Origin of the sequence: Tsukamurella strandjordii (assembly GCF_039525985.1) — a bacterium.
GTDB lineage: Bacteria > Actinomycetota > Actinomycetes > Mycobacteriales > Mycobacteriaceae > Tsukamurella > Tsukamurella strandjordii.
This window is the reverse complement of the sequence record NZ_BAAAII010000001.1, coordinates 1-20,640: the sequence shown is the minus strand read 5'-3', so window position 1 is coordinate 20,640 and position 20,640 is coordinate 1. Positions and strand designations below refer to the sequence as shown.

At 66.2% G+C, this 20,640-nt stretch carries 17 protein-coding genes and 1 pseudogene; 8 read left to right on the top strand and 10 right to left on the bottom strand.

The genetic code is table 11. The annotated features are described in order from the left end of the window. Window positions 1-116 precede the first annotated feature (116 nt). The 3 genes from ABD108_RS00090 to ABD108_RS00080 are packed head-to-tail and all read left to right on the top strand — an operon-like array spanning window position 117 to window position 2,984. Complete coding sequence (locus ABD108_RS00090) at window positions 117-740, top strand: AmiS/UreI family transporter (RefSeq protein ID WP_343928913.1); 624 nt, start codon at window positions 117-119, stop codon at window positions 738-740. 47 nt (window positions 741-787) lie between these two features. Then, the gene (locus ABD108_RS00085) at window positions 788-1,825 is read left to right on the top strand and encodes an aliphatic amidase (protein ID WP_220655764.1); all 1,038 of its coding nucleotides are present in this window, start codon (window positions 788-790) and stop codon (window positions 1,823-1,825) included. A 4-nt stretch (window positions 1,826-1,829) separates the two neighbouring features. After that, complete coding sequence (locus ABD108_RS00080) at window positions 1,830-2,984, top strand: AAA family ATPase (RefSeq protein WP_343928912.1); 1,155 nt, start codon at window positions 1,830-1,832, stop codon at window positions 2,982-2,984. A gap of 21 nt (window positions 2,985-3,005) precedes the next feature. Here ABD108_RS00080 and ABD108_RS00075 read toward each other — a convergent pair whose 3' ends face one another. The 4 genes from ABD108_RS00075 to ABD108_RS00060 all read right to left on the bottom strand — a co-directional run bounded on the left by ABD108_RS00075 (window position 3,006) and on the right by ABD108_RS00060 (window position 7,330). Continuing rightward, window positions 3,006-3,278: a hypothetical protein gene (locus ABD108_RS00075; protein ID WP_343928911.1), complete on the bottom strand. Its 273-nt coding sequence runs from the start codon at window positions 3,276-3,278 to the stop codon at window positions 3,006-3,008. A 594-nt stretch (window positions 3,279-3,872) separates the two neighbouring features. Next, window positions 3,873-4,337 carry a hypothetical protein gene (locus ABD108_RS00070; RefSeq protein ID WP_343928910.1) on the bottom strand — a complete coding sequence of 155 codons (465 nt, stop codon included), beginning with the start codon at window positions 4,335-4,337 and terminating at the stop codon, window positions 3,873-3,875. Between the two features lie 2 nt (window positions 4,338-4,339). Beyond that, complete coding sequence (locus ABD108_RS00065; protein ID WP_343928909.1) at window positions 4,340-5,929, bottom strand: MucR family transcriptional regulator; 1,590 nt, start codon at window positions 5,927-5,929, stop codon at window positions 4,340-4,342. 276 nt (window positions 5,930-6,205) lie between these two features. After that, window positions 6,206-7,330: an MspA family porin gene (locus ABD108_RS00060; RefSeq protein ID WP_343928908.1), complete on the bottom strand. Its 1,125-nt coding sequence runs from the start codon at window positions 7,328-7,330 to the stop codon at window positions 6,206-6,208. Window positions 7,331-8,027: 697 nt separating this feature from the next. On the opposite strand from ABD108_RS00060, the gene ABD108_RS00055 reads away from it, so the two are divergent. From ABD108_RS00055 to ABD108_RS00045, 3 genes are all read left to right on the top strand, one after another. Further along, entirely contained in the window at window positions 8,028-8,981 is a 954-nt protein-coding gene (locus tag ABD108_RS00055) for a hypothetical protein (protein WP_343928907.1), read from the top strand. A 38-nt stretch (window positions 8,982-9,019) separates the two neighbouring features. Continuing rightward, a complete protein-coding gene (locus tag ABD108_RS00050; RefSeq protein ID WP_343928906.1) occupies window positions 9,020-9,514 on the top strand; it encodes a hypothetical protein in 495 nt (164 codons plus the stop codon). Window positions 9,515-10,227: 713 nt separating this feature from the next. Then, complete coding sequence (locus ABD108_RS00045; RefSeq protein WP_343928968.1) at window positions 10,228-11,595, top strand: alpha/beta hydrolase; 1,368 nt, start codon at window positions 10,228-10,230, stop codon at window positions 11,593-11,595. Window positions 11,596-11,704: 109 nt separating this feature from the next. On the opposite strand, the gene ABD108_RS00040 is transcribed toward ABD108_RS00045, so the two are convergent. Continuing rightward, window positions 11,705-12,661 (bottom strand): tyrosine-type recombinase/integrase, encoded by a 957-nt coding sequence (locus tag ABD108_RS00040; RefSeq protein ID WP_343928905.1) that lies wholly within the window; start codon window positions 12,659-12,661, stop codon window positions 11,705-11,707. Between the two features lie 5 nt (window positions 12,662-12,666). On the opposite strand from ABD108_RS00040, the gene ABD108_RS00035 reads away from it, so the two are divergent. Next, on the top strand, window positions 12,667-13,377 hold the full coding sequence (locus ABD108_RS00035; protein WP_343928904.1) for a sensor domain-containing protein: 711 nt from the start codon (window positions 12,667-12,669) through the stop codon (window positions 13,375-13,377). A gap of 7 nt (window positions 13,378-13,384) precedes the next feature. On the opposite strand, the gene aroB is transcribed toward ABD108_RS00035, so the two are convergent. Genes aroB through aroC form a run of 3 tightly spaced genes read right to left on the bottom strand, consistent with a single transcriptional unit; the run spans window position 13,385 to window position 16,332 of the window. Further along, window positions 13,385-14,500: a 3-dehydroquinate synthase gene (gene aroB, locus ABD108_RS00030; RefSeq protein WP_343928903.1), complete on the bottom strand. Its 1,116-nt coding sequence runs from the start codon at window positions 14,498-14,500 to the stop codon at window positions 13,385-13,387. Between the two features lie 6 nt (window positions 14,501-14,506). Beyond that, window positions 14,507-15,118 (bottom strand): shikimate kinase, encoded by a 612-nt coding sequence (locus ABD108_RS00025; protein WP_343928902.1) that lies wholly within the window; start codon window positions 15,116-15,118, stop codon window positions 14,507-14,509. Then, entirely contained in the window at window positions 15,118-16,332 is a 1,215-nt protein-coding gene (gene aroC, locus ABD108_RS00020) for a chorismate synthase (protein WP_220655769.1), read from the bottom strand. The genes ABD108_RS00025 and aroC overlap by 1 nt, the downstream gene beginning before the upstream one ends. A 71-nt stretch (window positions 16,333-16,403) precedes the next feature. Here aroC and ABD108_RS00015 point away from each other — a divergent pair, with 71 nt between their 5' ends. Continuing rightward, window positions 16,404-16,655, top strand: coding sequence for a hypothetical protein (locus ABD108_RS00015; protein ID WP_343928901.1), 252 nt, complete (start codon window positions 16,404-16,406; stop codon window positions 16,653-16,655). Window positions 16,656-16,733: 78 nt separating this feature from the next. On the opposite strand, the gene dnaE is transcribed toward ABD108_RS00015, so the two are convergent. Together dnaE and ABD108_RS00005 are read right to left on the bottom strand one after the other, a co-directional pair. Next, complete coding sequence (dnaE, locus tag ABD108_RS00010) at window positions 16,734-20,285, bottom strand: DNA polymerase III subunit alpha (RefSeq protein WP_343928900.1); 3,552 nt, start codon at window positions 20,283-20,285, stop codon at window positions 16,734-16,736. A 160-nt stretch (window positions 20,286-20,445) separates the two neighbouring features. Beyond that, a pseudogene (locus ABD108_RS00005) lies at window positions 20,446-20,640 on the bottom strand (hypothetical protein); the annotation flags it as partial.

Sequence of the window (20,640 nt, the reverse complement as noted above, 5' to 3'; positions counted from 1 at the left end):
ACGTCGAAAAACACCATCCCACCACGCTTTTCCCCGAAACCGCGTACGGCATCGCGCCGGCCGCGTAACACTACCGATAAGAGATAGTCCCGGATCGGTAACAAAGGGGAACGACGATGACAACCATGGGCCTCCTGTTCGTCGGAGCCGTTCTCTTCGTGAACGGCGCGTGGTTCCTCGGCGCCGTCTCGGCGCGCGAGGCGGGCGTCTTCAACCTGTTCGTCGGGACCATGCAGGTGGTCCTGCCGACCTTCGCGATCATCGCCGCGGGCGGCGCCCTGGACACCATCTTCCAGGCGGGCGCCAGCTACCTCTTCGGCTTCACCTACCTCTACGTGGGCGTGAACAACCTCACCGGCAACGACGGCCGCGGCCTCGGCTGGTACTCCGCCTTCGTGGCCGGGATGGCCCTCGTCTACGGATCGCTGTCGCTGGGCTCCGACCCGGTGTTCGCCGTCATCTGGTTCACCTGGGCGGTGATGTGGACCCTGTTCTTCCTGATCCTCGCGCTCGGAATCACCTCGCTGACACCGTTCACCGGTTGGCTCATCCTGCTCGGATCCATCCCCACGTGCACCGTTCCGGCGTTGCTCACCTGGCGCGGCCACTGGCCCACCACCGCCGCCGCGGGCGGCTGGGCCGCCGTCTCCGCGATCGCACTGATCGCGGCGAGCGCCTTAGCCGCCCGGGTCTCGCCGACGCTGCCCACCCCCCGACCTGCGGTTCCCGCCACCACCTGAGATCGAAACCCACACCCACCCAACACCATCCGATACAGGAGCACATCATGCGTCACGGAGACATCTCGTCCAGCCCCGATACCGTCGGCGTCGCCGTCGTCAACTACAAGATGCCCCGCCTGCACAACCGCGAGGAAGTGATCGCCAACTGCCACAAGATCGCGGAGATGGTGGTGGGCATGAAGGCCGGCCTGCCGGGCATGGATCTCGTGGTGTTCCCGGAGTATTCGACGCAGGGCATCATGTACGACCCCGACGAGATGTACGCCACCGCCGCAGCCATTCCGGGCGAGGAGACGCAGATCTTCTCAGAGGCCTGCCGCAAAGCCGGTACCTGGGGCGTCTTCTCGATCACGGGCGAGCAGCACGAGGACCACCCGAACAAGCCGCCGTACAACACGCTGATCCTGATCAACGATCAGGGCGAGATCGTGCAGAAGTACCGCAAGATCATCCCGTGGGCGCCCATCGAGGGCTGGTACCCGGGTAGCTCGACCTACGTGGTGGACGGCCCCAAGGGCCTGAAGGTTTCGCTCATCGTGTGCGACGACGGCAACTACCCCGAGATCTGGCGCGATTGCGCGATGAAGGGGGCCGAGCTGATCGTCCGCTGCCAGGGCTACATGTACCCCGCGAAGGACCAGCAGGTACTCATCGCCAAGGCGATGGCGTGGGCGAACAACTGCTACGTCGCGGTGGCGAACGCGGCCGGATTCGACGGCGTGTACTCGTATTTCGGTCACTCCTCGATCATCGGCTTCGACGGTCGCACGCTCGGCGAGACCGGCGAGGAGGAGTACGGCATCCAGTACGCGCAGCTCTCGGTGTCGACGATCCGCGATGCGCGCAAGTACGACCAGTCGCAGAACCACCTGTTCAAGCTGCTCCATCGCGGTTACACCGGCATCCACGCCGCCGGTGAGGGCGACAAGGGCGTCGCCGATTGCCCGTTCGACTTCTACAAGCTGTGGGTGACCGACGCCGAGGCCGCCCGCGAGCAGGTGGAATCGTTCACACGCGAGACCATCGGCGTCGCCGAATGCCCGGTGGGAACGCTGCCGAACGAGCAGACGCGCGAGGCCTGAGCGCGTGCCGTACATCACCGACCGCATGGCGGCGGAGGGCCGCACGCCGGGTGACAACAACGGACGCGATCGCCCGTCCGAGGGCGGAGAGACCCGCCCGTCCGACGCCGAGTTCGCGAAGGCCGCAGTGGGCAACATCGACGCCGCCCGGATCGAGGCGCGGTTGCGCGCCAACATCTTCGGCCAGGATCACGCGATCGAGTCGATCTTCCGGACCTTGTCAGTCGTGCAAGCGGGGCTGAACGACCGCACCCGCCCGCTGGCGAGTCACCTGCTCGTGGGCCCGACCGGCACCGGCAAGACCGAGATCGTTCGTCAGCTCGCGTCGGCGCTGCGCACGGGACCCGACGACTTCTGCCAGGTGGACATGTCGGCCATGGCGCAGGAGCACTACGCGGCGTCGTTCGCCGGCGCGCCACCGGGTTACGCGGGATCGAAGGAGGGCCTGAGCGTCTTTGATCGGTCCCGCGTCGAGGGCACGGTCTCGATGCCGGGCATCGTGCTGTTCGACGAGGTGGAGAAGGCGCACACCACGGTGCTGCGATCGCTGTTGCACGTTCTGGACCGTGGCCTGCTGACACTGGCGAACGGCCAGGAGCGGTACGACTTCCGCAACTGCCTGGTGTTCATGACCTCCAACCTCGGCAGCCGGGACCTGCGGATCGAGCAGGAACGGCCGTGGCACCGGGCCGGCCGGTCGATCGCCCGGCTCGCGCCGGCCCCGGTGGGCGCGCGTCTCGACGGCCTCCTGGAAGGGCGGCTGGACCGCATCTCCGAGGGTGCGATCGCGCGGTTCTTCGATCCGGAGTTCCTCAACCGGATCGACGAGGTCACCCTGTTCGAGGAGCTCACCGACGACGTCGCGGTGACCGTCGCCCGGCACGAGCTGGAGCTGTTCGCCGCCCGGTCCGCCAAGCGCGGGGTCGAGCTCTCGGTCGACGACGCCGTGGCGCCGCACCTGGTTCAGCACGGCTTCGACCCGGTGTACGGCGCGCGGTCGGTGCGACGCGCGATCCGGCACGAGGTGTGGCCACTGGTCGCGAACGCGGTGATCGCCCATCGCGCCGAGCGGATGGCCGATACCACACGAACCGTGGGCGCGCGGCTCACCGTGGAGCAGGCCGACGGAGCCGGCCATCTGCGGTGCGCGGTGGGCTGAAAGAGGCTGCGCCGGCGCTGATCACGACCGCGAGAGCACGAACATCGGGTAGCGCCCGATGGCCGCGGCGAGCTCGGCGTCGGTGCTGTCCGCCGAGAGCCCAGGGAAGAACGCGCCGATCTCCCAGGCCCACTTGCGCAGGTAGGCGCGCAGCACCGTGATGGCGAGCGCCTCGTCGGTGATCTCGGTGGCGGCGAACGCCTCCGCGCGGCTCCCGAGCCGCAGCTCCCCGGCGCCGGCGACGCGCAGGTTCTTCACCCACTGCGTCTCGCCGCGCTTCTCTGCACTAGTCAAGAGCGCGCCAGGCGAGACCAGCTCAGGTTTGGTGAAACTGGGTGTAGATCCCGTGTGCTTTCAATGCCGCTGCGAGAACGGTTTTCGGGGTTTGGATCTTATTGGCGAGGGCCGTGAGGGGGTCGTCGGGATGAGTCTTGGTGGCCCAGGTTGCGGCGTCGAGGTAGTCGGCGAAGCCGGCCTTGGTGAGCCGTGCTGCCCAGGGGTCGGTCGCGATTCGGGCGGCTGCGGCCAGGGCGGTCGGGGATGCTGCGGTTTTGGCACTCGGCGCCTTCGCTGTCTTTCGTCGGCTCCGTCGTGGGCGAGCGGTTGATGTTGGCGTCTTCTTCCTTGCCTTCGCTGTCCGGATCCGCGGTTTCGTTGTGGCAGTTTGAGCGGCAGGTGCGGTTGGTGCGGGTGGTAGGAGGGTGTGGGCCGCGGTGTAGTGGACGGCTACGTCGATGAACCACAGGCGGCAGGCGGCAGGCGGCAGGCGGGGCAGGGTGCGTGGACTCCACGGCCGGGAAGTGCTTGCCGAGTTTCGTCCGGGATGGTACGGAGTGTGTCGGGGTGGTGAGCCCACCATGTTTGCAGCTGTTCGAGGATGTCGATCTTCTATGCGCCGAGGCGTTGGGCGATCGCGGCGAGCCCGGATTGTTGGGCTGCTGCCCAGTCGACGGCGTCGTTCCAGTTCTCCCAGCCGACCTCGGCAAGACGTCCGCTCCAGTTCGGATCGAGGATCCGCGGCGGCGAGGTGACTGCTGCCTGCGGCGGTGGGGCGGCAGCCTGCTCGGGCTCGGCGGTGGGGCGCCATGCGGGGTGCAGGTGGTCAAGCAGGTGGTTGATCCATCTGTCCGGAATCACCTCGCCACTGTCGGTGGTGGTGGTTTCGAGGTCATGGCGTCGGCGTAGCCAGGATTTCAGTTCGCCGGGGAGGCCGCCGACGGTCTGGTGGCGGTGTAGGTGGCCGGTGATGGTGGTTAGTTGGCGGCGGAAGCTGGCGCCGGACTTCGGCGGTCTGGGTAGCCCGTATCCCAGGGCTTTGAGCTGGGCGGAGACGCGGTCGGTGGGTAGGCCCATGGCTATGGCGATCGCGCTGACCGGCGCGTCGTGTTGATGGGCCCAGGCGACAGCGTCGTCGAGGCAGTTCCGTCCGACTCGCGTGAGCCCTGCCGTGTGCTCGGCCTGCATGGTGCGGGTGCGCTTGTGCACGTACGCCCTGCCAGTGGTAGCGGCGCGCTGAGCCGCCAGTGCTCGTCGATCTGATCGAGTTGCGCAGCGAAAACGGAGTCGCGGCGGAGGGTGCCGCGGACGGTATCGATCCAGGCCCGCATCTCCGGCGTCGGCGCGTCGGAGAGGTTCCCACCGGCCGCGACGTGCTGTTTTGCTTCGGCGATCATGCGGTCCCCGACGGTGGGGAACCGCAACCCAGCCGCCTTAAGCGCGCGGCTAAGCCGGGCGTACGGGACACCGAGATGCCGGGCCAGCTCCGGCGCGACCTTCCCCTGCTCCATCGCCCACGCCACCGCCGCGGCGAGATCCTCGAAGCCGTTGGTCGAGAGGACCGGATCCCAGTACTGGGGGCTGTCGGCTGGCGGTGCGGGGCGCCGCGGCCGGTACCCGGACATCCGCGCCTTCGGCGACAACCCGAACTGCTGTTTGTATTCGGTGCCGGTGAGCTGGTGCCCCGGTAGGTGTTGTCCGAGGGTGCCGAGCCAGAGCCCGCAGATCATGCACTGGATACGTTCGGTGTCCGTGGTGGTCCGCGCGAGGGCCGGGCTGTCGCTGCTGTGGTCGTCGCTGGTGACGGCGCCGGCGCAGCCGGCGGCAGGGGCGAGGATCAGTGCGGTGGTGACGGCGTGCGGATCCTCGCCGGCGTCGGCGAGGCGGTTCCAGTGCTGCTGCAGGGCCGTACTGACTTGGAGGTTCTCGGTGCCGAGACGGTCGGCGATCTCAGCGGGACCGCCGCCGGTGCGTGCCGCCCACACCACGGCGTCGGACCATGACACCCACCCCGCCCCGGTGAGACGCTCCTCCCACAACAGCCGGTGCCGGCGCGCAGTGGGGTGCTCGAACCGATCCCCCGCGGCGATCGAGCGGGCCACCCGCTCGGCGGCCGTGAGACGCCAGTTCGGATCCAACCCGTCGAGGGCGGTCGCGATCGCCGTGTGCCGCCCAGTGTTGCGCAGATACGCGCGGGCATTGGCCAGGTACTGGCCCAGTTCCCCGCCGGCGTAGTCGAGGTTGCCGTGCTCGTGCACGCAGGCTTCGGCGAGCTCGAAGAACCGCCAGGATCGATGCCGTAGCTGCGCCCCGGCACGCAGGCCCGCGGTGTGGGCCGACTGCCAGCTGATGCCCAGCCGCTCCCCGATACCTGCCCACCCGGCGCCCGTCGATTGGGCCCAGGCGGTGGCGTCGAACCAGAACCGCCACCCGGCCTCCGCGAGCCGTGCCGTCCAGTACTCGTCGGCTTGCTCGCGTTTGGCCTCCCGCAGCTTGGCCACCAGCTCCTCGCGCTCCGGTCCGGGGCGACGCCACACGTCGAGGTGATTTGTGCCGCGTTCGGCAGCACAGACACGAAAGACCTCGGAGATCTCACCGACCACCAAAGGAACCGACGCTGGCAGGCCGTGCTCCGCGCGGTAGTCCTGCGCGAGCAAGCCGTGGGCCATGAACACGTGCGTGGCCAATGCCGATACCAGCCCCCGCACTCGGCGCATTGCAGCCGCTCGCCGTCGAAGACCAGGCCAGCGACCCACGCGTCGTCGTCGCCGTGGCTAGGCGTAGGCGGCGGCACCGGTAGATCGTTCACACTGTTCACCGTGCCAGTACCACCCCGAACACCACCGCCGCTGCCAGCGTGTGGAACTTCCGCGCCGCGGAGACGCCTCGTCCGCCCCTTGCCGTAGGACGAGGGGCGGACGAGATCGTGATGGCCGTGCATTGACCTACGTCTGGGGCTTGGCCCCTGGCGCGGGCGTAGCGGCGGGCTTCGGTGCCGGTGCGGGCTTCGCTTCCGGCTTCGATGCGGAAGACGCAGGCTTGGCGTCAGGCTTAGGCACCGGCTTCGGCGCGGGAGCTGGTTGAGCGTCGGGCTTCGGCGCCGGGGCGGGTGCGGTGGCCGGCTTCTGCTCAGGCTTGGAGGCAGCCTGTCCGGGCTGGACGGGGGCTTCCTTGACCGGCGGCGGGGTCTTGGCATCACCCGGGTTGTCGCGCTCAATGAATAGGACCCGGCCATAGGTGGTGATGTTCGAGGTGCCAGCGTCGGTGACGACCGTGGCGGTGGCGTAAGAGCGGACCTGCGCGCCGCCGAGGCAGCCGTCCACGGAGACGCGGGTCTCCCGCGAAATCAGATACGCGGTCTGCCCGTTGAGGTCCTTCTTGGCGATCGGCAGGTCCCGGGTGGTGCCGGGGCCGAGGGTGCCGGTGATCGATCCGCCGAGGGTGACGGTGTTGCCGAGGGTGCCGGAGATGCCGGGGCTGATCGATCCGTTGACCGAGCCGCCGCCCTGTCCGCCGTTGGAGCCGCCGGAGCCGTTCGCCGACGCGCCCACGGTTCCGTTCAGGCTCGGAGTGACGCTAGTATTAATAGCGTCGCTGGCGTTACCGGCCAGCGCCAAGGACTTGGCCTCACTGGCACAGCCGAGCTGAAGTCCGATGGTCACGTTTCCGCCTTTGACACGGACCTTCGGCGGCTTCTTCGGGTCAGTGACGGAAAGCGTTGCGCTACCGGCCAATTGGCTAAACGCCTCGTACGAGTTGAGCGCACGACCAAGCGGCAGAACCGATCTCAGATTCTCACCGTACTTCCACACCCGGATCGTGTACCCCTCGGGGATCTCCAGCGCCCGTGAGGTGTCGGCATACATCCCACCCCGAATCCCGCCCGGAGTCGGCGCCTTATCCGCCGCCGGCGGAGCAGCGAACGCCACCCCCGACAGACCGGCGATCACCACACCACCCAAAGCCGCGAGGGCGCCCGCCTTGCGGACCCTCCGGCGAACGCCGCGGTCGAGCCGAGCCTGCTCGAGGTAGCCCCGCCGCACAGGCGCAGACGCCCCCGCGGTGGTCATCGATGTCTTGCTATTGCGTTTCGCGGACATTCCGCACTTCCCTCCATCCGAAGTCACTGTTGTCACAGCCGCACCATTGGTCACTTCTGTAACAAGTCATACGAACTGAAACAGGCCCCTGTAGCCAAAGTCAAGGTGTGAGATGTAAACGTGACCCACAATGGCCGTGCACCCTGACCGCCGCATTGGTGCGTCGCATGTGTGGTTGTCGATGCTGTAGACGGGCCCGTCTCTGTGAGGTACGGTGCACAACGAACCTTTTAACCTGCGCATACCTGCCCATAGCAGCTAGTCGGACTAGTGCCGTGAACGGAATGCCATGGTCTTCGAGTTCGGCATCGACGCACGAGCAGTGCAGCTCACTGGGAGGATCTACGAGATGACGCACACCGGACCACAGCCGGCGAGACGAAGGACCAGAGTCGCGAGAGCCATGGCCTCGCTCGCCACCGCGACTGCGCTCGTCGCAGGCGGGCTCATCTACAGCACAGCCGAAGTACCGGCTCCCGCCGCCGCGGAACCGTGCATCCCCGGCTCCTCGCCAACATGCCCGCCCGGACCACAACCCACCGGTCCCACCAGTGACCCCACCGGCGGACAGACGACGGCCCCGCAAGCGCCGACCACCACAGCAATCCCTGGGCAGCAGCCAACCGAAGCTCCATCCGAGCCCACCCCGAACCAGGGTGGCAACGGAATGAACGTCCAGACACCGAATCAGCCGGCGACGACGAACCCGAACGGCATTTTCGGACCCACGCAGAACCCTGCCCCCACCGGCCAGCCGCCGAACGGGCAGGCGCCGACGCAAGGTACTCAGCCCACCGAGACGCAGCCGCCCGGTGAACAGCCGTCGACGACTTCCCAGGAGAAGCGTCCCGGCACGCAGCAGCAGAAGTGCGCCCTGGCTCTTCGCCAACTCGGTGTCGCGAGCAGCGTGGGATCAGGTTGGACAGATGTCCAGCCCAGTGACCCTGACCCCAAGCTCGTAGCGACGATCTGCGATGGCAACTGCAATGTTCAGATCAAGGGCCCGGATCAAGGGAAGAAGAATAAGGACACCAAACAGTGCCCTGCCGGTTCCCATGCGGACGAGGATAGTGACAGTAAATGGAACCCTTGGGATGAGGACGATTGCAAGGCCAATTATGACCTTGAAATCACCCGAATTGTCCGAAAGAACTGTGATGTACCGCTCGGCACCCCCGCAATCGACTGGACTCAGGGGCCTCACAAGATCAAGCGTGGAATCAAGGTGGGGACGTCTTTGGCCGTGGAAAACTCGACCTCTCTAGCGGTCGCTCTCGGCGCCGAGGAAAGCGCGGGTGGCGGCGTCAAGCTGGCCGAGATCGGCGGCAAGCTAACCCAGCAGGTTACGGGAACGGTGAGCCGGACTACCACATCTACCAACTCCGCAGAAGAGAGCTTGGAGAGCGAGCTGGATGTTCCTGCCGGGGAGACCTGGGGAACGTTCCCCGTTACCTGCATGTACGATGTGTCAATCAAGTCCGTCCCCGCTAATGGCTTCAGTGGCCCGGAAAAGACGACGGTAATCGGCCTCAAGGGCCAGCCAGGAACTACGTGGGTCGGTAAGGCCAACCGAGGCGGCGGTTACGCCGGCCCTGCGGGCGTATCGGGCGGTCGAGGATGATAATGCACCACGCCAGTAAACTCCGTAGACTCACCGTGATGCTCGGTTCACTGTGCATTGCAGCGACCAGTACCGCGTGCTCTGACACCGAGCGAGAAGTAACCGTACAACCCAAGGTGGTTAGCGCTACTTCAGTAGATACCAGCGAACTAGAGAATTCAGAAATGGTTCCTTTGGCGGAACTCGTGGGTAAGACGGTAGATGAGGCAAAATATCGACTGGGCTTCCCGGACCGTCTTGCTGGCGACCTAGCGAAGTCCAAGAACGTAGTAGTCCTGACAGAGACCGACATCACCCTGCAAACGCAAGGTAGTTGGGTCGTCACTGGATGGTGTTATCGGAACTACACCCAGACCGTCACTGCAGAAGACACTCTCACCTTCTCAGCGGTTCCTCCTGGGGTATACTTCCCCGGCTATGTCAAGGGAAACAACGGGTACAATAACTTCCCTGATGAGTGGGCTAAAGATCGCGGATGCAATAGCAGTTCCGTTGGTATGACTCTCCCTGTCCTGAAGAAGGCGAGCAAATGACTAGACGGGCCTCAAGCCGAACCCGGTCAGCCGCACAATTGGTCATCACCGGGGCCGCTCTACTTCTGGTCTCCGGATGCTCCGGTGACGAGAATTCGCCATCATCCCCAGGGATGCAAGGGAATTTCGATTCAACGGCCTGGAGTACAGCACATCGCGCACCTACCTCCAAGCCGATCCAAGGAGCGCCGGCGGTCAACTCCTGCGGAAACATCGAAGCGCCGATCGACGGACCGAAGAAATTTGTCCCGTCCGATTGCAGCGAGGCAACTTATACCGTGAACTCCGTCCAGGAGTTGCCCGATGACTGCATTGCAGACTCGGATAATCGGTTCTACCGAAATAACGGCGAATCATCATACACCGCATGCCTGGATTACAACTGGGGTTCCGGTAAATGTATCGCAATGACCGCGTCAGCGGCAACGAGCATGCCCGATTGCAGGGTCCCCTCTGGCCATCGGACATTTAAGGCCTCGCTTCTCCGGACCGGAGTACCAGATGCATCGATTTGCCCGGAGGTAGGATTCTCCTACAAGGTGCGTAAGCTCGCTGTCTGCACCACGGAGCTCCGCTAGCCTCCGGCATTGACGCGCGTTTTGCGAATATCCACTAGGCGCGGGGTCGAACTCGGTATCGTTCTCATTCTGGTAGCGACCTTATGTGTATCAGACATCCGTAGCATAAGCTCACGCCCTAGAGCGCACGATCGGGTGCCTTGCGAGCAATTTGGAATTTCATCCTCAACTCGAATCGCAACGAGCTGCGGCTACGTTGCATTCCCCAATGGTGAAGGCGGGGAAGTTCGGGTGCCTTACCTACGCACCCTCCCGGCGCAAAGCGCAGAGACGCCCTCTACTTTAGAAACGATCGTAATTGAACCGGGTGGGCCTGGGGAATCAGGAATCGAGTTCTTATCCAACGCTCTGCGGAGCGGCGCCATTCCCCCTGAACTGGCGCAACGAGCGTCACTTCTATCGATTGATCATAGAGGGACGGGGCGGGCGACTCCGGACGCTGCCTGCCGGACATTCGACGACCGCGACTGGGAACGCCGCAATCTGACCCTTATAAACAGTTCACTCCGTGATGACGCGGATATTCAGCGTCGCGCCCTTCGGGAGCACCAGATTGCAGAACGCTGTAGGGCTGCCGCTCGTAGACTGTCTCCTCTGGGCGCAACGTCAGCCGCGGACGAGATCAATGCCGTAGTGGTCGCGACTGGCACCGAACGAGTATCCGTGGTAGGCGTGAGCTACGGTACTCGCGTTGCGATGCGTTTCGGCGCGAACTATTCCAGTAAGACTGGGCGGCTCGTGCTCGACGGAGTCGTCACTCCCACCTCAGATAGGGTCGCGGACTCGAGCCGTCAGCTACGTGCAGCCTACGACACCGTCGTTACACGTTCACCTGATGGTGATGAGATCCGCCAACTGTACTCTGCAGCAATTAGCTCCATTGTTGCAGAGTTGCGAGCCGGCGGCGAGCCTCGCCTGTCGATAGGCGATCTTCTTGCAGCGGTGCTGTTGTCGGCGACGCAATCAGACTCGATCGATCTGCTGAATGGGCTGCGTGAGCTATCGTTGAGCGGGAAATCAAACAGACTTACAGGAATGGCCGACATCTATTTCGGAAGGCTTCCTTCAGGAAGATATCAGAGCACCGCAGATGTGGCCGAGATGTATCAGTGTGCTGATTCTTCTCCTTCGACCAACGAGGCGCCTGATCTCACTCGCCAGATACCTGACTACGACATAGACGTTCTGGAGCTATCTGAGGGGCTGTGTACGCCAGAGCTGGCTGCCGCAATCAGGGGGCACGAGGGCGATTCCGTGATCGTCCCGACGAATCTGGACATCCTCTCGGCAGGTCACCAGGTGGACATTGTCGCGAGCCAGGCGAATTCGATAGACACCACTCTTGTTCAGCGAGGGAACCGTTTGCGTCGCATAGTTGTTCCCGGAATTGGGCACGGCACCTTGTTTCGTGGAAATCGGTGCGTGGACGCGCTAGTGGCTTCTTTCCTTCTTGAAGCTACACATGCTTCGAACGCCACTCGCTTAGCGGAGTGTCCCCGATAGTGGTGCGCGACGGTAGTGCGCTCCCGTCCACCGCTGCGTAGCATAATTCCGGGAGGCAGGTATCGCGTGGGGCATCCTCCCGTCGCGGCCAGTTTCGTCCCATCTTGACCTACCTTGGCGTACTACGCAGGTGTGGGAGTCCCAGTGCGGTGCCTCTGGTGGCGCGGTGCTGGGTGTCGTGGAGTTTGTCGCGGAGGTAGGTGAGGGTGAGGTCGATGCCTTCGATTTCGCCGAGCCAGCCCCGGTCGTGGGCGTGCTGGCGGCGGTATTGGAGATCGGCCTCGATCTCGGTGAGCCGGCTGATCATTTGGGGGTCGACGTGGAGCATGGGGCAGCGGATGCAGGCATGTTCGTGGCTGCACGGGGTGGCGTAGGAGCGCCCGCAGGAGCCTAGTTCGACTTTGCGTTTGTCGAAGTGTTCTTCGAATTCGGTCCACTCCCCTGCGGTGAGGGAGCGGTATTCCTCGGTGGGCCGGAGGGCGCGCCGTCGCTGGAGGTGGGCTTGGTAATGGCGGGTGGTGTCTTCTTCGAATACGGCAACGTAGCCGCGGGTGGTTTCCAGATCGAGGTGCCCGAGGAGGGCGGCGCCGATGTGGATGGGCAGGCCGTTGTTGACCAGATCTGTAGCGAAGAGCCTGCGGAAGTCGTGCGGCCGGAAGTGCAGCCCGGCCAATCTGGGGTCGGTCTCGGCGAGGGAGGTGCAGATTTTGCGGAGGCTGATGCCGATGGAACCAGCGGTCATGACCTCGCGACGCTGCCCGATACGGCGCTGGAACAGGAACGGTTGCGGGTCGCTGGTTGTGCGGTCGTTGTCGTCGTATCGGGTCGCGAGCGGCACAGTGCCGTCGGGGCCAGTGATGCGTCGCAGGATGCAGGCGACGACGTGGAACAGTTCGGTGGACATGGGGATGACGCGTTGACGATCGGACTTCGAGGGCGCGACGACGAGCAGGGCGATGACCTCCCCGTTGGGGCGTTGGTACTGGCGAACGCTGAGCTGGGACAGTCCGGTGAGCTCTTCAATGCGTAGGCCGCTGTGGCGCAGGGTCTCGGTGATGGCCCACATCCAGAATGCGGAGTCCTCGTAGACCGCAACGTTGGCGGTGGACGCGAAGCGCGCGGGTGGTCCAGGCGTTCGGGACGTCGTTCGCCCAGGTACAACAGAAAGTAGCAGCGAGCGTGAAGTCCGCTACCTCCGCTGCCTCTGTGCCAGCGACGACGACCACCAGACCCGCAACCGTCGCGACCCGGACGGACAAGCTGCTCCCCACTGCCGATTCAGTCTCGACACTCTCCGGATTGCAGCTCGCAACTCCCCGTCGAAGCTACGAGCGCGCACCGGACGTGGTTGTGGAACCGAGCGCCTGCCGTCCGACCGCGCAACCCGATTCTGAGACCACGTGGACCGGGGCGGTGTCGACGACTGTCGACAAGTACACAAAGCTGCAGTCGGGCGCGGAATCCCCGTTGGCCTTCGGTATCCGTGCAGCGGCGTTCGGTGACGCCGCAGCAGCCGACCGGTCCTACCGGACTACCGAGAACGCGATCGAACGATGCTCGTCGTACATGTTCGAGGGAGCGACCTGGCAGGCACGACGGATTCCGACCCCGGCCGCCAACCGCTTGAACTGGAGCATCAACGGTCCGAGTGCGTACTGCGTCACGTCGTACGCCTTGGTACGCAACGTGATCCTGATGGCGAAACAGTGCAGCGCTAAACCGTCGGACTCCGACGTGACGGGTCGAATCGTCGACGGGATGACGACGGAGGCTGAACGCTGATCGGCAGCTAGAGCAGGATGGCGCCGCCGGGCGCGGAGTCCTCTTTCGCCACGGCGGAATAGGCCGCCACCAGCAGCGACGGATCCGGCGCCTCCAGCCGGCCGGGCCGGGCCAGGCCGTCGAGCACCACGAATCGCAGCATGCCCGCGCGGTTCTTCTTGTCCTTGCCCATGTACTCGAGCAGCTGGCCGAAGGCGTCGGCGTCGTAACCGGTGGGCAGGCCCACGGATTCGAGCACCGTCCGGTGCCGGTCGGCGGTCGCATCGTCGAGCCGGCCCGCGAGACGGCCGAGCTCGGCCGCGTAGATCAGGCCCACGGAGACGGCGGCGCCGTGGCGCCAGCGGTACCTCTCGCGCCGCTCCACCGCGTGCCCGAGAGTGTGGCCGTAGTTGAGGATCTCGCGCAGCGAGGACTCCTTGAGATCGGCGGAGACCACCTTCGCCTTGACCTCGATGGAGCGGCGCACCAGCTCGGGCAACACCTCGCCGGTGGGATCGAGCGCGGCCTGCGGGTCCTTCTCGATCAGGTCCAGGATCACCGGATCGGCAATGAATCCGGTCTTGATGACCTCGGCCATGCCCGCGACGATCTCGTTGCGCGGCACCGTCTCCAGCGTCGCGAGATCGACGATCACGGTGCGCGGTTCGTGGAACGAGCCCACCAGGTTCTTGCCCGCATCGGTGTTGATGCCGGTCTTGCCGCCCACCGCCGCATCGACCATCGCCAGCAGCGTGGTGGGGATGTGCACCACGGGCACGCCCCGCATCCAGGTGGCGGCCACGAAGCCGGTGAGATCGGTGGCCGCGCCGCCGCCGAGGCTGTAGATCACGTCCTGGCGGCTGAGGCCGATGCGGCCCAGCACCTCCCAGCAGAAACCGGCGACCTGCAGGTCCTTCCCGGCCTCGGCGTCCGGGATCTCCACGCGATGCGCGTCGATCCCCTTGTCGGCCAGCGCCTTGCGCAGCGCCTCGGCGGTCTCGGCCAGCGTGGGCTGGTAGAAGATCGCCGCCTTGGTGGCTTCGCCCGCGGCCGCCACGGTCTCGTCCAGCAGGCCGCGGCCGATGATCACGTCGTACGGGCTACCGGCATCCACGCGGACCTTGACGGGGGAATCTTGCGACATCTTCTGCTACTCCGATCGATTCTTGGTGGACGTGCGCAGCACGGCGGGCAGCAGCGGCCACGGGCTGCGGCGCACCCGCGCGGGCGCGGTGTCTTTGAGGCGGCGCTGCACCTGCCGGACCACCGAACCGGGCGCGCGCCCGACGGTGGACACGCGGATGGTGGCCAGTTCGCGGTAGATGGGCGTGCGGCGCGCCATGAGCGCACGGTAGGCGGCGGCCGGATCGTCGCCCTTGAGGAGCGGGCGGGCCGTCCCGACGGTGCGCCGGATGCCCTCCTCCTCGGTGAGTTCGAGGTAGACCACCTGGTGAGAGCGGAGCAGCTCACGCGTGCGCTCGGCCAGCACGGCCCCACCACCGAGGGAGACCACACCGTTGTGTGCGGCCACCACATCGGCCACGACGCGCTCCTCGATGGCCCGGAAGGCGGGTTCTCCGTCGCCCGCGAAGATCTGCGGGATCGTGCGGCCCTCCCGGCGCTCGATCTCCTCGTCGATGTCGAGGAACTCCACGCGCAGCACCTTGGCCAGGCGCCGCCCGATGGTGGTCTTACCCGCCCCGGGCGGGCCGATCAAGATCGCGGCCGGCCCCTGCGGCGCTCGCTGGGGCGCGGTGCCCATCAGATCGCCTCGGGCGTCACCCGCTGCAACCGCGCCGCCACCTGCTCGGAGTACCGCTCGATGTTGCTGCGGGTCTCGCCCAGGCTGTCGCCGCCGAACTTCTCCAGGGCTGCCTGGGCCACGACCAGGGCGACCATCGCCTCGGCGACGACGCCCGCGGCCGGCACCGCGCAGACATCGCTGCGCTGGTGGATCGCGACGGCCTCGGCACCGGTCTGCATGTCGATGGTGCGCAAGGCGCGGGGAACCGTGGAGATCGGCTTCATCGCGACGCGAACGCGCAGTTCCTCGCCGTTGGTCATGCCACCCTCGATGCCGCCGGCACGGTTGGTCGAGCGGAGCACGCCGCCCCGATCGGGCAGCATCTCGTCGTGCGCGGCGCTACCGCGGCGGCGGGCGGTCTCGAAACCGTCGCCCACCTCGACGCCCTTGATCGCCTGGATACCCATGAGTGCGCCGGCGAGCCGCGCATCGAGCCGGGTATCGCCTGAGGTCACGGATCCGATGCCCACGGGCAGTCCGGTGACGACCACCTCGACGACGCCGCCCAGCGTGTCGCCGTCCTTCTTCGCGGCCTCGATCTCCGCGATCATCGACTGCTCCGCGGCCTCGTCGAAGGCCCGCACGGGCGAGGCGTCGATCCGGTCCAGATCGGCGGCCGACGGGGTGGGGCCCACGTAGGGCTCGGACGCCCCGATGGAGATGACGTGGCTGATCACCTCGGCGCCGAGGGCCTGGCGCAGGAAGTTCCGGGCCACGGTGCCCGCGGCCACCCGCGCCGCGGTCTCGCGGGCGCTCGCTCGCTCCAGCACGGGGCGGGCGTCCTCGAAGCCGTACTTGAGCATTCCCGAGTAGTCCGCGTGCCCGGGACGCGGCCTGGTCAGCGGCGCATTGCGAGCGACACCGTCGAGCTCGGCCGGATCGACCGGGTCGGCCGACATGACCTGCTCCCACTTCGGCCACTCGGTGTTCCCGATCTCGATGGCGATCGGACCCGCCAGGGTGAGCCCGTGACGGACGCCGCCGAGGATCGTGACCTTGTCGGCCTCGAACTTCATGCGCGCACCCCGGCCGTAGCCGAGACGGCGGCGCGCCAACTGCGCGCCGATGTCCGACGACGTGACCTCGACGCCCGCGACCATGCCCTCCACGAGGGCCACGAGGGCGGGGCCGTGCGATTCTCCTGCGGTGATCCAGCGCAACACGGGATTCATCTTCCCAGATGGACCCGCCCGAGCGTGAGTTCGGGTAGCCGAAACCTCAGTCACCGGCTACCATCAACATCATGACCGTGATCGCCGCATCCTCGACTTCCGCCCGCCGCTCCCCCGCGGACCGGCGCACCGTCGACGTCTTCGGTGTGCGCTGGCCCCTCTACAAGGCCGAGGCCGTGCTCGTGGCGATGGTCGTCCTCGCACTCGGCGTGGTGCTCACCGCGGCCACCGGCGGCGCGAATTTCGCCCCCGCGGTGCTGGTCGCCGCCGGCGCCGGCGTGGCGGTCTGGTGGGCCGCCCGCGCGGTGCACGCGCGCGCCTGACCGCGCTGACGAGAAACGCCGCTGAGGAGCTCCTCAGCGGCGTTCGTCGTTTCGGGTCCGGTCAGCCCCCGAACCACCTCAGCTGAGGCAGTTCGGGCCGAGCAGGGCCTTCAGGTCTCCCATCAGCGATGACGACTGATTCACCCGGAGCGTGTCGTCCAGCCGCAGGGTGGTGGCCTTGTCTCCACTGACCAGCTTGACGTGCACATCCGAGACGCCGGGGTGGCGCTGCAGCACCTGCTTGAGCGCGGAGACCTTGTCCTGCGTGCAGATCCGGGTGGGCATCGTGAGCGAGAGGGGCTTGGCCACACCGATCTGCGAGAGATCGATCGGCGCGATGTCGTTCGCGATCAGCGTCACCTTGTCGTCGCGGAAGTTCACCCGCGCCTTGATCAGCACCACCGCGTCTTCCACCACCTCGGCGCCGTACGCGGCGTAGGCCTGCGGGAAGAAGAAGACCTCGATACCACCGGAGAGGTCCTCGATCTGCGCGGAGGCGAACGGGGCACCGTTCTTGTTCACGCGCCGGTTCACCGACTGCAGGATGCCGCCCACGGTGACCTGGGTGCCGTCCTTCACATCGCCCTCGACGATGGCCGGGATCGGCGTATCGGTCTGGGCGGCGATCACGTGCTCCACGCCGTCGAGCGGATGCGCGGAGACGTACAGGCCCAGCATCTCGCGTTCGAGCGCGAGCTTGTGCTTGCCGTCCCACTCCTCCTCGGGCACCTTGATGGTGAAGACGTCGTCGATCGGCTCGGTGCCGCCGTCCTCGTCGCCCATCGAACCGAAGAGGTCGAACTGGCCCACGGCCTCGGCCTTCTTGGTGGACAGGACGGACTCGATCGCGTCGCTGTGCACCAGGAACAGTCCCTTGCGCGGGTGGTCCAGCGAATCGAAACCGCCTGCCTTGATGAGGGATTCGGTGACCTTCTTGGAACAGGCCGCCACCTCGATCTTCGCGAGGTAGTCGGAGAAGGAGGTGAAGTTCCCCTTCTCCTTGCGCGTGTTGACGATGGAGTTGACCACGCCCTCGCCCACGTTGCGGACCGAACCCATGCCGAACCGGATGTCCTCGCCGACCGACGTGAAGGCGTGGAAGGACTCGTTGACGTCCGGCGGGAGCACGGTGATGCCGAGACGGCGGCAGTCGCCGAGGTAGATGGCGGCCTTGTCTTTATCGTCTCCGACGGAGGTGAGCAGCGCGGCCATGTACTCGGCCGGGTAGTTCGCCTTGAGATACGCGGTCCAGTACGAGACCAGGCCGTAGGCGGCGGCGTGCGACTTGTTGAACGCGTAGCCGGCGAACGGGAGCACCGTCTCCCACAGCGCCGTGATGGCGGGCTGGGAGAAACCGTTGTCGAGCATGCCCTGCTGGAAACCGCCGTAGGCCTCGTCGAGGACTTCCTTCTTCTTCTTACCCATCGCGCGGCGCAGGATGTCGGCCTGGCCGAGGCTGTACCCGGCGACCTTCTGCGCGATGTGCATGATCTGCTCCTGGTACACGATCAGACCGAACGTGTCCGCCAGGATCTCCTTGAGCGGCTCTTCGAGCTCCGGGTGGATCGGCTTGACCTGCTGCCGCCCGTTCTTGCGATCCGCGTAGTCGTTGTGCGCGTTCATGCCCATCGGACCGGGGCGGTACAGGGCGCCCACGGCCACGATGTCCTCGAACTTGGTGGGCTGCATGCGGCGCAGCAGGTCTCGCATCGGGCCACCGTCCAGCTGGAAGACGCCGAGGGTGTTGCCCTTCTGCAGCAGCTGGTAGGTGGTCTCGTCGTCGAGCGGGAGCTGGTCCATGTCCAGCTCGATGCCGCGGTTGTGCTTGATGTTCGCCAGCGCGTCACCGATCACGGTGAGGTTGCGCAGGCCCAGGAAGTCCATCTTCAGCAGGCCGATGGCCTCGCACGACGGGTAGTCCCAGCCGGTGATGATGGCGCCGTCCTGCGCGCGCTTCCACACCGGGATGGCATCGGTGAGCGGATCGCAGGACATGATCACCGCGCAGGCGTGGACACCGGCGTTGCGGATCAGGCCCTCGAGCCCGAGCGCCATGTCGTAGATCTTCTTGACATCGGGATCGGTCTCGATGAGCTGGCGGACCTCGACGGCCTCCTTGTACCGCTCGTGCGCCGGGTCCGTGATGCCCTTGACCGAGATGTCCTTGGCCATGATGGGCGGCGGCAGCGCCTTGGTGATGCGGTCGGCGATGGAGTAGCCGGGCTGGCCGTAGATGACGCGGGCCGAGTCCTTGATGGCGGCCTTCGTCTTGATGGTGCCGAACGTGATGACCTGAGCCACCTTGTCCGAGCCCCACTTCTCCGAGGCGTACGTGATCATCTCGCCGCGGCGACGATCGTCGAAGTCGATATCGATATCGGGCATCGAGACGCGCTCGGGGTTGAGGAACCGCTCGAACAGCAGGCCGTGCGGGATGGGGTCGATGTTCGTGATGCCCAGCGCCCAGGCGACCAGGGAGCCGGCCGCCGAACCACGGCCCGGGCCCACCCGGATGCCCACCTCGTGGGCGTGGGCGATGAGGTCGCCGACCACGAGGAAGTACGCGGGGAAGCCCATCTCGTTGATCACCGAGAGCTCGTACTTGGCGCGCTCGACGTAGTCCGCCGGCGGGCCGTCGGGGAAGCGCCGGTTCAGGCCGTCGATGACCTCGGACTCGAGGAAGGACTCCTGGGTGTGGTTCTCGGGCACGGGGAACCGCGGCATGCGGTCCTTGTGCTCCCAGACCTCCTTGTAGGACTGGACCCGCTCGCCGATCTCGACCGTGGAATCGCAGGCACCGGGCACCTGCGAGTCCCACAGGTCTCGCATCTCCTGCGCGGACTTGAGGTAGTAGCCGTCGCCGTCGAACTGGAACCGGGTGGGGTCGGACAGGGTCTTGCCGGTCTGGATGCACAGCAGCGCGCCGTGCGATTCGGCCTTGTCCTTGGTGACGTAATGGCAGTCGTTGGTGGCCAGCGGCTTGATACCCAGCTGGCGGCCGATCTCCAGCAGGCCCTCGCGGACGCGGCGCTCGATGTCGATGCCGTGGTCCATCAGTTCGAGGTAGAAGTTCTCCTTGCCGAAGATCTCCTGCCACTTCGCGGCGGCCTCGAGGGCCTCCCGCTCGTGCCCGAGCCGCAGCCGCGTCTGCACCTCGCCCGACGGGCAGCCCGTGGTGGCGATGATGCCCTCGGCGTGCTCGGCGATGATCTCGGCGTCCATACGCGACCACTTGCCGAGCTGACCCTCGATCGAAGCGAGCGAGCTGAGTTTGAACAGGTTGCGCAGGCCGGTGGCGTTCTCGGCCACCATCGTCATGTGGGTGTACGCGCCCGAACCCGAGACGTCGTCACCCTTCTGCGAGGGATCGCCCCAGCGCACGCGCTTGGTGTTGAAGCGCGACTCCGGCGCGATGTACGCCTCGATCCCGATGATGGGCTTGATGTCGTACTTGACCGCGGTGTTGTAGAAGTCGGACGCGCCGAACATGTTGCCGTGGTCGGACATGCCGACCGCGGTCATTCCCAACCGCTTCGCCTCGGCGAAGAGCGGATCGACCTTGGCCGCACCGTCCAGCATCGAGTACTCGGTGTGGTTGTGCAGATGCACGAATGAATCTTGCGCGGGCACGCTCGGTCACCTCGACCCATCTTCGGTTGGAAATCTCATCGCTGCGATTCGAGTGTAGGCGCTCGCACCGACAGGTTCGGCGCGACGGGCCCGGCCGTGGCGGCCCGTCCGGCACCTCGGTTCACACCCGCCCCAGGGGCCACGCCGAAGGCCCGCGGGCTCAGCCGAAGGCGATGATCAGCACCAGGATCATCAACGCGAGCACGGCCACGCCGACCAGTGCGAGGACGCCCGGGGACACCGAGCCGTTCGGCCCGGGCGGACGCTGCACCGCGGGGCGGGCCTGCGGCGCCGGGGCGCGCTGCGGCGCGGGTGCGGACGGGCGCGGCATCGCCCCCGACGGGACGCCCGGCCG